This is a genomic window from Endobacter medicaginis (assembly GCF_014192375.1).
GTDB lineage: Bacteria > Pseudomonadota > Alphaproteobacteria > Acetobacterales > Acetobacteraceae > Endobacter > Endobacter medicaginis.
The window spans coordinates 231,146-243,881 of the sequence record NZ_JACHXV010000006.1 but is presented as its reverse complement, the minus strand read 5'-3'; the positions used below and the strand labels follow the sequence as shown (position 1 = coordinate 243,881).

At 66.5% G+C, this 12,736-nt stretch carries 12 protein-coding genes; 9 read left to right on the top strand and 3 right to left on the bottom strand.

The window, feature by feature from the left end; translation table 11 throughout:
• Positions 1–13 precede the first annotated feature (13 nt).
• The 8 genes from upp to FHR90_RS10295 all read left to right on the top strand — a co-directional run bounded on the left by upp (position 14) and on the right by FHR90_RS10295 (position 8,846).
• Complete coding sequence (gene upp / locus FHR90_RS10330) at positions 14–694, top strand: uracil phosphoribosyltransferase (RefSeq protein ID WP_176621797.1); 681 nt, start codon at positions 14–16, stop codon at positions 692–694.
• A gap of 200 nt (positions 695–894) precedes the next feature.
• Entirely contained in the window at positions 895–1,860 is a 966-nt protein-coding gene (locus tag FHR90_RS10325) for a GAF domain-containing protein (protein ID WP_176621798.1), read from the top strand.
• A 143-nt stretch (positions 1,861–2,003) separates the two neighbouring features.
• Complete coding sequence (adh, locus tag FHR90_RS10320; RefSeq protein WP_176621799.1) at positions 2,004–3,524, top strand: aldehyde dehydrogenase; 1,521 nt, start codon at positions 2,004–2,006, stop codon at positions 3,522–3,524.
• 73 nt (positions 3,525–3,597) lie between these two features.
• On the top strand, positions 3,598–4,632 hold the full coding sequence (gene adhP / locus FHR90_RS10315) for an alcohol dehydrogenase AdhP (protein WP_176621800.1): 1,035 nt from the start codon (positions 3,598–3,600) through the stop codon (positions 4,630–4,632).
• Positions 4,629–5,015 carry a DUF779 domain-containing protein gene (locus FHR90_RS10310; RefSeq protein WP_266152641.1) on the top strand — a complete coding sequence of 129 codons (387 nt, stop codon included), beginning with the start codon at positions 4,629–4,631 and terminating at the stop codon, positions 5,013–5,015. The genes adhP and FHR90_RS10310 overlap by 4 nt, the downstream gene beginning before the upstream one ends.
• A gap of 37 nt (positions 5,016–5,052) precedes the next feature.
• Positions 5,053–5,283, top strand: a complete 231-nt coding sequence (locus FHR90_RS10305) for a dodecin (protein WP_176621801.1) — start codon at positions 5,053–5,055, stop codon at positions 5,281–5,283.
• 109 nt (positions 5,284–5,392) lie between these two features.
• Positions 5,393–7,756 (top strand): TonB-dependent receptor plug domain-containing protein, encoded by a 2,364-nt coding sequence (locus FHR90_RS17470; RefSeq protein WP_176621802.1) that lies wholly within the window; start codon positions 5,393–5,395, stop codon positions 7,754–7,756.
• A gap of 10 nt (positions 7,757–7,766) precedes the next feature.
• Complete coding sequence (locus tag FHR90_RS10295; protein WP_176621803.1) at positions 7,767–8,846, top strand: pyridoxal phosphate-dependent aminotransferase; 1,080 nt, start codon at positions 7,767–7,769, stop codon at positions 8,844–8,846.
• Here FHR90_RS10295 and FHR90_RS10290 read toward each other — a convergent pair.
• Positions 8,821–10,368: an FAD-dependent oxidoreductase gene (locus FHR90_RS10290; RefSeq protein ID WP_176621804.1), complete on the bottom strand. Its 1,548-nt coding sequence runs from the start codon at positions 10,366–10,368 to the stop codon at positions 8,821–8,823. The genes FHR90_RS10295 and FHR90_RS10290 overlap by 26 nt on opposite strands.
• 97 nt (positions 10,369–10,465) lie before the next feature.
• Here FHR90_RS10290 and FHR90_RS10285 point away from each other — a divergent pair, with 97 nt between their 5' ends.
• Positions 10,466–11,017, top strand: a complete 552-nt coding sequence (locus FHR90_RS10285) for a YceI family protein (protein WP_176621805.1) — start codon at positions 10,466–10,468, stop codon at positions 11,015–11,017.
• Between the two features lie 3 nt (positions 11,018–11,020).
• On the opposite strand, the gene FHR90_RS10280 is transcribed toward FHR90_RS10285, so the two are convergent.
• Positions 11,021–12,217, bottom strand: a complete 1,197-nt coding sequence (locus FHR90_RS10280; RefSeq protein ID WP_176621806.1) for a threonine ammonia-lyase — start codon at positions 12,215–12,217, stop codon at positions 11,021–11,023.
• Positions 12,218–12,230: 13 nt separating this feature from the next.
• A complete protein-coding gene (gene greA, locus FHR90_RS10275) occupies positions 12,231–12,704 on the bottom strand; it encodes a transcription elongation factor GreA (protein WP_176621807.1) in 474 nt (157 codons plus the stop codon).
• Positions 12,705–12,736 lie beyond the last annotated feature (32 nt).

The following is a 12,736-nucleotide window of genomic DNA, read 5'->3' as shown; positions in this document are numbered from 1 at the left end:
TAGCGTCGGTGCCATGACCGATGCCCCCCTGCCTCGCCCCGTCCTCGCTTCCGGATTCGACATCCCGGCCAATGTCGTGGTCGTCGATCATCCGCTCGTGCAGCACAAGCTCACCCGACTGCGCGAGGCCGCGACCTCCACCGCCGGCTTCCGCCGCCTCACCCGCGAACTCAGTCTGCTTCTCGCCTACGAGGCGACCCGCGACCTGCCGCTGGAGATGGAGCAGATCGAGACCCCGCTGGAGCCGATGACCGCGCCCAAGCTGTCGGGCAAGAAGCTCTGTTTCGTCTCCATCCTGCGCGCCGGCAACGGCATCCTCGACGGCATGCTCGATCTGGTGCCGGCCGCCCGTGTCGGCCATATCGGCCTGTATCGCGACCCCAAGACGCTTCAGCCGGTCGAGTATTACGTCAAATTGCCCGAAGACATGGCCGAGCGGGTCTGCATCGCCGTCGATCCGATGCTCGCCACCGGCCACAGCGCCGCCGCCGCCATCGAGCGGCTGAAGCGCTCGGGTGCGAACGCCATCGTGTTCGTCTGCCTGCTCTCGGTGCCGGAGGGTCTGCGCACGCTGTGTGCGGCGCATCCCGACGTGAAGATCGTCACCGCCTCGATCGACCGCGAGCTCGACGGTCACGGCTATATCCGTCCCGGCCTGGGCGATGCCGGCGACCGCCTCTTCGGCACACGCTGAACGCCTGGCGGGAGGCTCCGGAAACGGGCGTTCCCGGGCCCGCACTGACGCATGGGTGAGCCAAATCTGCTGACTCGCTCTCGCAGTTTGCTGCGCCGCATCATGTCACAAGCTGTTTGACGAAGCGTCGCCAAGTCGTCAGGTTGACCTGACACAAGGATGCGCTCCCGCCTCGAACGGGGGCGTTGTGGGCGGAAACCATGTCTCGCTTGCTTCATGACCACGCCGAAATCGTCCTCGACACCGTGCAGTCGGCGAGCCGCGCCGCGGTCTCGCCGGTGGCGGCATCCTGGCGTCGCTCGGCCTTGCATCATCACCTCGACCCCTCGCGCGAGGCGCCTCGGGAGTGCACGCAAAGCTCCGAGCTGCAGCAGTTGCGCGAACTGCATGGCGACCTGCTCGATGTCGCGGCCCCGGTTCTCGACCAGGTGTTCCGTTCCGTCGGCCGCGCGGGCTGCGGCGTGATCCTCAGCGAGGCGGGTGGCGTGATCCTCGACCGGCGCATCGGTGATGCCGACATCCATGCGTTCGCCGATGCCGGGCTGATCGAGGGGGCCTGCTGGAGCGAGGCGCGCGAGGGCACCAACGGGATCGGCACCTGCCTGTTCGAGGGCAAGACGGTGATCATCCATCGCGATCAGCACTTCGCCAGCCGCAACGTCGGCATCAGCTGCATGGACGCGCCTGTGTATGACCCGCAAGGCCGGCTGGTCGCTGCACTCGATGTTTCAAGCTGCCGCGACGATCACTCGCCGGTCACGGCGGAGATGATCGCCGCCCTGGTCCGTGACGCCGCCCGCCGCATCGAGCGCGACTATTTCTGCCGCCACTTCGCCCAGGCCCGCATCGTTCTGGTCGCCGACGATACGTCCGGCGGCAGTGCTCTGCTGGCAGCCGATCGCGACGATCTGGTGATCGGCGCCACGAGGGCGGCCAGAGCGCGCTTCGGTCTCAACGACGACACCTTCGTGAGCCCGATGCCGGTCGCGCAACTGCTTGGCGGCAACGAGATGGCGAGATTCGGTGATGGCGACCGTGCGGTGCTGCGTCAGGCTCTCGCCCGCGCGCACGGCAATGCCTCCGAGGCGGCAAGACTGCTCGGAATCGGCCGTGCGACCCTGTACCGGCGGATGGCACGCGCCGGATTGCGGCCGTCCGGCGAGTAGACGGTCTCTTCGGGGGCCTTGTCTCGCGGGCGAGACACAAACAGACCGGAGTGCTGCGCAACTGCTTTCCTTTGCCCACGCCCGGGAGTTGACTGCCTCTCAAGCGCTTCAACACGGCGCATCGAGGGAAAGGATCGGCTCCAATGGACATGCAGGTCTCGGAGTTCACGGAACTCAAGTCGCCGTTCAAGGCGCGCTACGACAACTTCATCAATGGCACCTGGATGGCGCCGAAATCGGGTCGCTATTTCGACAATACCTCGCCGATCACGGGCAAGGTCGTCTGTCAGATCGCCCGCTCCGATGCGGCCGATATCGACGCGGCACTCGATGCCGCCCATGCTGCCAAGGATGGCTGGGCGCGCACCGCGCCGACCGAGCGGGCCAATCTGCTGCTGAAGATCGCCGACCGCATGGAGGCGAACCTCGAGCGCATCGCGACCGCCGAGACCTGGGACAACGGCAAGCCGATCCGCGAGACGATGGCCGCCGACATTCCGCTCGCCATCGACCATTTCCGCTATTTCGCTTCCTGCATCCGCGCGCAGGAAGGCTCGCTGTCGGAAATCGACGACGACACGATCGCCTATCATTTCCATGAACCGCTCGGCGTGGTCGGCCAGATCATTCCATGGAACTTCCCGATCCTGATGGGCGCTTGGAAACTCGCTCCCGCCATCGCCGCCGGCAACTGCGTGGTCATCAAGCCGGCCGAGCAGACGCCGGCCTCGATCCTGGTGCTGGCGGAGACCATCGGCGACATCCTGCCACCCGGCGTGCTCAACATCGTCAACGGATTCGGGCTGGAAGCCGGCAAGCCGCTGGCCTCGTCGCCGCGCATCGCCAAGATCGCGTTCACCGGCGAGACCACCACCGGCCGGCTGATCATGCAGTATGCGTCGGAAAACCTGATCCCCGTCACGCTGGAGCTGGGCGGCAAGTCGCCCAACATCTTCTTCGCCGACGTGATGGATCATGACGACGATTTCCTCGACAAGGCGATCGAGGGCTTCGTGATGTTCGCGCTCAACCAGGGCGAGGTCTGCACCTGCCCGAGCCGCGCGCTCATTCATGAGAGCATCTACGAGCGCTTCATCGAGCGCGCGCTCAGGCGCGTCGCCGAGATCAGGCAGGGAAATCCTCTCGATCCTGCCACGATGATCGGCGCGCAGGCGTCGTCGGAGCAGCGCGAGAAGATCCTCTCCTACATCGATATTGGCAAACAGGAGGGTGCCGACCTGCTGATCGGCGGCAGCGCGGCCTCGCTCGACGGTGATCTCGCCGGTGGCTTCTACGTGCAGCCGACGGTGTTTCGGGGCCACAACAAGATGCGGATCTTCCAGGAGGAGATCTTCGGCCCCGTGCTGGCGGTCACCACCTTCCGCGACGACGACGACGCGCTCGCCATCGCCAACGACACGCTCTATGGACTTGGCGCCGGCGTCTGGTCGCGCAACGTCAATACCTGCTACCGCTTCGGCCGCAACATCAAGGCCGGGCGTGTCTGGACCAACTGCTACCACGCCTATCCCGCCCATGCGGCGTTCGGCGGGTACAAGCAGTCGGGCATCGGTCGCGAGACCCACAAGATGATGCTCGATCACTACCAGCAGACCAAGAACATGCTGGTCAGCTACTCCCCGAAGAAACTCGGCTTTTTCTGAAAGCCCGCCCGGAGGATTGCAGACCTTCGGGCCTTCTTCGAGCCCATCAGACCAAAGACAGAGGAGACGTCCCATGGCAAAGACCATGAAGGCTGCGGTTGTGCGCGAATTCGGCAAGCCGCTCACCATTGATGAGGTTCCGATCCCCGAAGTCGGGCCGGGCCAGATCCAGGTTGCCGTGCAGGCTTCCGGCGTGTGCCATACCGACCTGCATGCGGCCGATGGCGATTGGCCGGTCAAGCCGAATCCGCCCTTCATCCCCGGCCATGAGGGCGTCGGTTTCGTCTCCGCCGTCGGCGCGGGTGTGAAGCACGTCAAGGAAGGCGACCGGGTCGGCGTGCCGTGGCTGTATTCGGCCTGCGGTTACTGCAAACACTGCCTCGGCGGCTGGGAGACGCTGTGCGAGAGCCAGCAGAATACCGGCTACTCCGTCAATGGCGGTTTCGCCGACTATGTGGTCGCCGATCCGAACTATGTCGGCCATCTGCCGGGCAATGTCGATTTCAACGAGATCGCGCCGATCCTGTGCGCCGGTGTGACGGTCTACAAGGGCCTCAAGATGACCGACGCCAAGCCCGGCGACTATGTCGCGATCAGCGGCATCGGCGGCCTGGGCCATCTTGCCGTGCAGTATGCCAAGGCGATGGGCTTCAACGTGGCGGCGATCGACGTCGACGATGCCAAGCTCGATCTCGCCCGCAAGCTGGGTGCGAGCATCACCGTCAATGCCCGCAACGAGAACCCCTCGGAAATCATCAAGCGCGAGACCGGCGGCGGCGTGAACGGCGTGCTGGTCACCGCGGTGAGCGAGAAGGCGTTCGAGCAGGCGATCGGCGTGGTCGCACGCGGCGGCACCGTGGCGTTCAACGGCCTGCCGCCGGGCGACTTCCCGCTCAACATCTTCGGTCTGGTGCTCAATGGCATCACCGTACGCGGCTCGATCGTCGGCACCCGGCTCGATCTTCAGGAGTCGATCGACTTCGCGACACAGGGCAAGGTCCGCGCCCATATCGAGAAGGCGAAGCTCGACGACATCAACACGATCTTCGAGCGCATGCACAAGGGCAAGATCCAGGGCCGCGTGGTGATGGACCTGACGGCCTCGTGACCGACACGGCGGTGGCGACGCGGCCCCCGCGCGTCGTCGCCACCGACGCCGCCCTCGCCCTGATCGACGAGATCAGGGCGGAGCACGGCGAGGTGATGTTCCATCAATCCGGCGGCTGCTGCGACGGCTCCTCGCCGATGTGCTATCCGCTCGGCGGCTTCCGCCTGGGCGAGGGCGACATCCTGCTCGGCGAGGTCGGCGGCGCGCCGGTCTATATCGGCGCCGCCCAGGGACGTGCCTGGGCGCACACGCAACTCATCCTCGACGTGGTGCCGGGTCGAGGCGGCATGTTCAGCCTCGACAACGGCCGCGAACGACGCTTCCTCACCCGCGGTCGCGTCTTCACCGCCGCCGAACAGGAGGCGCTGGCGAACCCTGCCTGACCTGCCTCGTTGACGGTTTCTCATCAGGGAGAACGTCATGAGCGATCATGTCTACCGGGTCGTCGAACTGGTCGGGTCCTCCGAGACCGGTGTCGACGCCGCCATCGCCGCCGCCATCGCCAAGGCGTCGAAGACCATCCGCCACCTGCGCTGGTTCCAGGTGATCGAGACCCGCGGTCAGATCGAGGACGGCAAGGTCGTCTACACGCAGGTGACGCTCAAGGTGGGCTTCACGGTCGAGGACGAGGCGGCGCAGCTGCAGCCATAATACAACACGACCAACAATAGTGCATACAGACCAGCACGCTTGCAGATCGGTCCACTGCATGCGATGAGTCGATCTCCTTGCGCGACCGCAACCACGTGGTCGCGCGACCGTGTCGGGAGATCGTGTGGTGTCGGCGTGGCGCAATCTCGCAGTCGTTTCGGCGTTCGTCGCGCTACCGCCGGCGGTGCACGCGCAAACCACGCCGGCCACCACCACCGAGAACGTCGTCGTCACCGGCACGCGCGAGCCCGGACGGCTCGCCCGTGACAGCTTCTCCCCGATCGACGTCCTCACCGCTCGCGACCTCGCCGGCACCGGCCAGACCAACCTCACCGATGCGCTGTCGCAGCTGCTGCCGTCGGTCACGCGTCCCGCCGTCGGCATCTTCGATGGAGCGCCGACCGATTTCATCTCGCTTCGCGGCCTGAACCCGGACCAGACGCTGGTCCTGGTCAACGGACGGCGGCGGCACTCGACCGCCTTCATCTACATCCAGGGCTTCGCCGACGGGGCGACGCCTGTCGATCTCGATCTGGTTCCGCCGCTGCTGATCGATCACGTCGAAGTGCTGCGCGACGGCGCCTCGGCGCAGTATGGGTCGGACGCGATCGCCGGCGTGGTCAACGTCATCCTCAAGGCCCGCGATCACGGCACACATGTCGCTGGTGAGACCGGGCAGTTCTACCCCGGCGACGGTTTCACCGCCCGTGCCGGCGCCGAGCGCGGGTTCGCCCTGGGCTCGGGCGGGTTCCTCGACCTCAGCCTGGACTACCGCCACGCCGACCGCACGGTTCGCAACGGCCCTGACAGCCGCACCGGGACGGTGGTGACCAAGATCCTCGGCACCCCCGGCTCGACCCGCTACGTGGCCGGAGCCAATGCCGGCTATGACCTCGCCGACGGCCCCGAACTCTATGCCAGCGCCACCTACGCCTACCGCTTCACCGACATCACCCAGGTCTACCGGCTGCCGAGCCGCCTGCCTTCGATCTATCCTGGCGGCTTCACCCCGCACCAGACCACTCACGAGAACGATTTCTCCTCCGCCCTCGGTGTTCGTGGCCATGATCTGCTCGGCTGGCGCTGGGATCTCAGCTCGAGCTACGGTGGCGACTTCCTCGACAACAATCTGCGCAACACCGCCAATACCGGCCTGCTTGCCGCGACCGGCTCGACGCCGCTCTTTGTGCATCTGGCGGATTTCTCCGCCACCCAGCTCAACGACGATCTCGATCTCAGCCGCGCCTTCCACGTTCCGCACTGGGCGTTTCCGCTCAACGTCGCCGGCGGCATCGAGCACCGTTTCGAAACCTATGGGACCGGCGCCGGCAGCCCGGCCTCGTATCTCTACGGCGGCTCGCAGGCGCAGGCGGGTCTGCTGCCCACCGATGCCGGCCCGCATTCGCGCGTCGTCTACAGCGCCTATCTCGACCTTTCGGGTCATCTGACCCGTGCCTGGCAGGTCGATGCGGCCGGACGGTACGAGCACTACACCGATTTCGGCAACACCTGGAACGGCAAGCTCTCCACGCGCTACGACCTCACGCCGAGACTCGCCCTGCGCGCCACGATCAGCAGCGGCACCCGCGCGCCCAGCCTCGCCAACGAATTCTACAGCGCCCTTGCTGTCGGCCCCGACAGCGCGTCGGGCACGCTGCCGGCCAACTCGGCCGCCGCCGCCCTGCTGGGTGCCAACGCGCTCAAGCCCGAGAATGCGACCAACCTCACCGCCGGGCTGGTGTTCACGCCGTTGCGCGACCTGCACCTCACACTCGACGCCTACCAGATCGCCATCCGCGACCGCATCGTCAGCGGTCCCGGAGTCGCGGGCGAGGCGGCGATCGCAGCACTTCGCCTGCAGGGAATCGCCGTTGATCCCGGCCTCGATGCGCAGGACGTCTCGGCCTCGTTCTTCACCAATGCCGCCAGCACACGAACGCGCGGCGTCGATCTCACCGCAACCTATGTCACCGTCCTCGGCCGGCTCGGCGCGATCGACTGGGATGCGTCGCTGAACGCCACCTACACCCGCATCACCCATACCAACACGCTTGCCAACGGCGAGGCCGACCTGTCGGCGCAATCGGCGGCTTATCTGACCACCAGTACCCCGAAGAACCGCGTCATTTTCGGGGGACGCTGGCACCGAGACCGCTGGGACGTGCTGCTGCACGAGCAACGGTATGGGCAGACGGTCGACGAACTGACCTATTTCTCCGGCCCCAACGCCTACTCGACCACCGACTTCGCCCGTTTCGTCAATCACCCGCGCTGGCTGACCAATCTGGAGTTCGGCTACCGGCCGCTCGCCACCTTGCGCGTCGCACTGGGGGCCAACAACCTGTTCGACGCCACTCCGAGCCGAATCCCGCCCGAGAACGGCTATTACGGGTCGGAGAAATACGACAGCAGCCTCAGCCAGATCGGCATCAATGGCGGATTCTACTATGCACGCATGGACTGGACCTTCTGAGGCACGCGCGATGGGACTGACGAGACGACATCTGCTGGCCGCCGGCGCGACCGCCACGTTCGCCACGCCGGTCGGCCGCGCGCTGGCCAAGCCGGCGCGTCTGTCGCTGAATGAAAACCCGTTCGGCCCATCGCCCAAGGTGCTTGCGGCATTGCGCAGCCAGCTTCCACTGGTCGGACGCTATGGTGACGACGCTCCGGTGCAGGCACTGCTCGACCGGATCGCGGCGATGGAAAACCTGCCGCGCGAACAGATCGTTCTCGGCGAGATCCTCGGCCCGCTCGGGGTGTTTCTCGCCGCCAGGCCGCCGGCGGGCGGACGATTCGTACTCTCGGTGCCAGGTTATCCGCTCGTCGCCGACGCTGCCGCCCCCGAGGGCGGGGTCGCGATCGGCGTTCCGTTGAACGCGAAGCTCGGCAACGACCTGCCAGCCCTGTCACGCGCGGTGATCGGCGACACCCGTGCGGTGTATCTGGTCAATCCGCACAACCCCAGCGGCACCACCAATGGTGCAGCGGAATTCGACGCCTTCATCCGCGACGTCGCACGCCGCACGCTGGTGATCGTCGACGAGGCCTATATCGAATATGATGATATCGCCCACAGCGCAGTCCGCTACACGCGCGAGGGGCTCAATGTCGCGGTGTTCCGGACGCTCGACAAGATCTATGGTCTTGCCGGGCTGCCGATCGGCTACGTGCTCGCGCCGAAATCCCTGGCCGACAGCATGCACAAAGCTGGTTTCGGCGATCCACATGAACTCGGCCGCCTCGCCGTCACCGCCGCCAACGCCGCACTCGCCGACCAGGACTGGGTTACCGATGTGCGACGGCGGGTCATCGATGGCAGGCAGCGCCTGACCGCCGCTCTCGACAGGCTGCATCTCGAACATTCGGATTCGAAGGCCAATTTCGTCTTCTTCCGCAGCCCGCTTCCGGTCGCTCAGGCGCGCACCGCACTTGCCGGCCACGGCATCGAGGTTGCCCGACCGTTTCCGCCGCTCGATGCATGGATCCGCATCAGCGTGGGCACCGAGAGCGAGGTCGAGCGCACCATCGCCGCCCTCAATGCGGTCTATCGCCCGACATGATCGCCCTCGCGGTCGCGACATCCGGCCGCGTATTCATGTGCGGCAGCAGTCGTGCGGTCGCGGTATCGTTGCCGGCGGCGATCACCGCGTCCACATGCCCATCCTTGACCACCAGGGCAGTGAATTTCGCCTCCTCGGGCGTGCCGTCGACGATGATCTCGTCCCAGTCCTTCGCCTGACCGAGATATTCGAACCGTTTGCCAGCGACGAACGTCCAGAAGAACGGCACCAGTTCGAGTGTCAGGTCACGGCCGAGCATGTTCAGCGCCGCCAGTCGTCCATGCTGCTCGGCGACCCGCCAATGCTCGATCCGCGCCAGCTTGCCGGTCGCTGCCAGGGGCGCGGTGGCAACGTCGCCGGCCGCATACAGCCCGTCTGCCGCCAGGAGTCGATCGGACACCACGACACCGCCCTGTTCGTCGTGCTCGACGCCGTCGAGAAACTCTGTGACGGGCCTTGCTCCCGTCGCCACCAGCACCAGTCCCGCCTTCACCTCATGCCCGCCGGTGACGCGTACGCCGTCGACCCGGTCTGCGCCAGTGAACGCGATGACCTCACCGGTGACGAAACGGACGCCCTTGTCGGCCAGCAGGTGATGAATGCCGCCTGCCACCTGGTCACCAAAACGGTTCGCCAGCGGCAGGGGACTGCTGGAGATCAGCGTGACCTCCAGCCCGCGCTTACGCAACGAAGCGGCAGCCTCGATGCTGATAAAGCCGCCGCCGACGATCGCGATTTCGGGATTTGCGGCGATCGCATCGATGATCGCGGCCGCATCATCGCGGTTGCGCAACATCTGCACGCCCGGGAGATCGGCGCCGGGGACGTCGAGTTCGGCCGCGCGCGAACCGGTGGCGAGCAGGGCCGCATCGTAGGTCAGTGCGTCGCCGTTCTCCAACTCGACCCGTTTGTGCCGCGCGTCCAGCCGGGTGATCGACGCAGTGACCCGATCGATCGCATGGTCCTCGAAGAACGCCGCGGGCTTGAGCAGCGGAAGTTCGTCAAGCGGCTTGTCGCCCGCCAGAACCACCTTGCTCAGTGCGGTGCGGTCATAGGGCGGCGCGGCCTCCGGTCCGATCATGGTGATGCGGCCGGCAAATCCGTTCTCCCTCAGGGTCTGCGCCGCCACCAGGCTGGCCGCGCCTGCGCCGGCGAGCACGATATGCTGCCCCGTACCGATCCCGCCCTCCGAGCCGGACGGGGCGGGGAGGGGTGTATCGCCGACCAGAACGTCGTCGCCTTCGAGGCGCACCGGATACTGCTTCAGCGGCGCAAGGGCGGGTGGCGCGAGCATGGCACCGGTATGGATGTCGAACTCCGCCTTGTGGAACGGGCAGATCAGCTTCCCACTGCAGATCGCCCCTTTGGCCAGCGGCGCCTTGGCATGTGGGCATTGCCCATCGAAGGCGCGCAGCGTTCCGCGATCGTCGAGCAGAACCAGCTTGCGCTCGCCATGTGTCGCCGCCAAAGGCAGGCCGGGCTTGATGTCGTCGCGCCGGGCGACGGAGGCAAAGGTCGTCATCCCGCGACAACCAGCCGCCCGTCCACAGGTTGCCGGGCAAACCATCCAGCGTGTCGGATGTTGACGCAAGCGTGATCCGGATCGTGTGGGAGACCCGATGTACCGCCTGCTGCCCCTGTGTGTCGTCCTTGGCCTGGCCGCGCTGCCTGCCCGGGCGGAGACCCAGCAACTGACCCTGACACCGGCCAATACCCGTGCCGAGCTGCATGCGAAATCCGCGCTTACCGATGTCGACGGGCAGTTCGAGCAGGTGTCAGGCAAGCTGAACTACGATCTCTCGACCCAGGCCTGCCACGTCGATCTGACGATGGACGTGAACTCGCTCAAGGTCGGCAGCGCCGTGCTGCGCAGCCTGATGCTGTCAGGGCTGATGCTCGATGGCGATACCCATCCGACGATGCGCTATGTCGGGCATTGCCAGCCAAAGATCGTCAAGGGTCAGGTCAAGACCTATCTCGTCGGCGATCTGACCATGCGCGGCCAGACCCATCCCGTCACGTTCGCGGTGACGATGGCCTTCAAGGGCAACACGCTGACCCGGATCGTCAGCGACGCGACCTTCGATCAGCGCCAATGGGGGCTCAGCACCTTGCTGCATTCGGTCGATCCGATGGTCAAGACCCAGACCGTGATCGACGTTGGCAAGTAGACCTCAGACCCGCGCCACCACATAGCTCTCGCGCAGCGCGGCCAGGATCGCCTCCGCATGCGCGGGATCGCGCGCTTCCGCCATCACCTCGAGCTGGGCGGCCTGCACCGAGGGCGAGGCGAACAGGCGCTGGTGCGACACCTCGATGATGTTGCCCCCCGAGCTGCCGATCTTCGTCGCGATGTCGGCCAGCACGCCGGGGCGGTCGGGGATCTCCATCTGCACCCGCAACAGGCGTCCGTCGCGCAGCAGGTTGCGCAGCAGCACGTTGGCGAGGATGCGGCTGTCGATATTGCCGCCGCAGACCGGCAGGCCGACGCGGCGGCCGGCAAAGCGTTCCGGGTTGGCCATCACCGCAGCCAGGGCGGCCGCACCCGCACCCTCGGCGACCTGCTTCGCGCCCTCGGCAAGCAGGGCGATCGCGCTCTCAACCTCTGCCTCGTCCACCACCAGCACGTCGCTGACATGCGCGCGCACGACCTCGAGCGGCAGGCGGCCGATGCGCATCACGGCGATGCCCTCGGCGATGGTCGAGCCGCCGGTGGGGGTGCGTTCCGGGCCGGGATGGGCGGCGAGGCTGTCATGCCCGGCGACCTGCACGCCGACGATCTCGATCGACGGGTTCAGCGCCTTCGCCGCCACCGCCGAGCCCGAAATCAGCCCGCCGCCGCCGATCGGGATCACCAGCACGTCGAGATCGGGGGCGTCGGCGAGCATTTCCAGCGCCATCGTGCCCTGGCCGGCCATCACCGCCTCGTCGTCGAACGGATGCACAAACACCCGTCCCTCCGCCTCGCACAGGTGCTGTGCATGCGCGGCGGCCTCGGCCAGCGTCGCGCCATGCAGCACCACCCGCGCGCCCCAGCCCTCGGTGCGGGTGACCTTCGCCACCGGGGTGAAGCGCGGCATGACGATGGTGGCGTCGATGCCGAGCAGGCTGGCATGGCGCGCGACGCCCTGGGCATGGTTGCCGGCCGACATCGCCACCACGCCGCGCACCCGCTCCTCGTTGCCGAGCATGGCGAGACGATTTGCCGCCCCGCGCTCCTTGAACGAGCCGACCGCCTGGAGATTGTCGAGCTTGAGCGTGACGTCGGCGCCGACGATGCGCGAGATCGTGCCCGCAGGCAGGGTCGGGGTGCGCAGCACCTTGCCTTCGATACGCGCGGCGGCGCGCTCGACGTCGGACAGCGTGATCATCGCAGCCGCGCCGTCAGGCGTATTTCACTTCCAGAATCTCGTAGGTCCGGTCGCCGCCGGGGGCGGGCACGGAGACGCTGTCGCCCTTCTTCTTGCCGATCAACGACTTCGCCAGCGGCGACGACACCGACAGCAGCCCCTGCTTGATGTCGGCCTCGTAGACGCCGACGATCTGGTAGGTGGCTTCCTTGTCGGTTTCCTCATCGACCAGGCTGACATGGGCGCCGAACATCACCGAGCTGCCCGACAGGCTCGCCGGGTCGATCACCTCGACGGCGCCGACGATCTCCTCGAGCTCCTGGATCCGGCCCTCGATGAAGGACTGGCGTTCGCGGGCGGCGTGATACTCGGCGTTCTCTGACAGGTCGCCATGGCTGCGCGCTTCCGCGATGGCGCGGATGATCGACGGCCGCTCCTCGCTCTTGAGCTGACGCAGTTCCGCCTCGAGCCGGGCCAGACCGGGGGCGGTCATCGGAAATTTCTGCAACGAACGGGTCCCCAAACCACCAGTTAAAGACA

Bases quoted from the DNA above. Each gene is read 5' to 3' on its own strand.
- adh (WP_176621799.1), top strand. From the start codon at position 2,004: ATGGACATGCAGGTCTCGGAGTTCACGGAACTCAAGTCGCCGTTCAAG.
- FHR90_RS10295 (WP_176621803.1), top strand. From the start codon at position 7,767: ATGGGACTGACGAGACGACATCTGCTGGCCGCCGGCGCGACCGCCACG.
- FHR90_RS10325 (WP_176621798.1), top strand. From the start codon at position 895: ATGTCTCGCTTGCTTCATGACCACGCCGAAATCGTCCTCGACACCGTG.
- adhP (WP_176621800.1), top strand. From the start codon at position 3,598: ATGGCAAAGACCATGAAGGCTGCGGTTGTGCGCGAATTCGGCAAGCCG.
- FHR90_RS10280 (WP_176621806.1), bottom strand. From the start codon at position 12,217: ATGATCACGCTGTCCGACGTCGAGCGCGCCGCCGCGCGTATCGAAGGC.
- FHR90_RS10305 (WP_176621801.1), top strand. From the start codon at position 5,053: ATGAGCGATCATGTCTACCGGGTCGTCGAACTGGTCGGGTCCTCCGAG.
- upp (WP_176621797.1), top strand. From the start codon at position 14: ATGACCGATGCCCCCCTGCCTCGCCCCGTCCTCGCTTCCGGATTCGAC.
- FHR90_RS10285 (WP_176621805.1), top strand. From the start codon at position 10,466: ATGTACCGCCTGCTGCCCCTGTGTGTCGTCCTTGGCCTGGCCGCGCTG.
- FHR90_RS10290 (WP_176621804.1), bottom strand. From the start codon at position 10,368: ATGACGACCTTTGCCTCCGTCGCCCGGCGCGACGACATCAAGCCCGGC.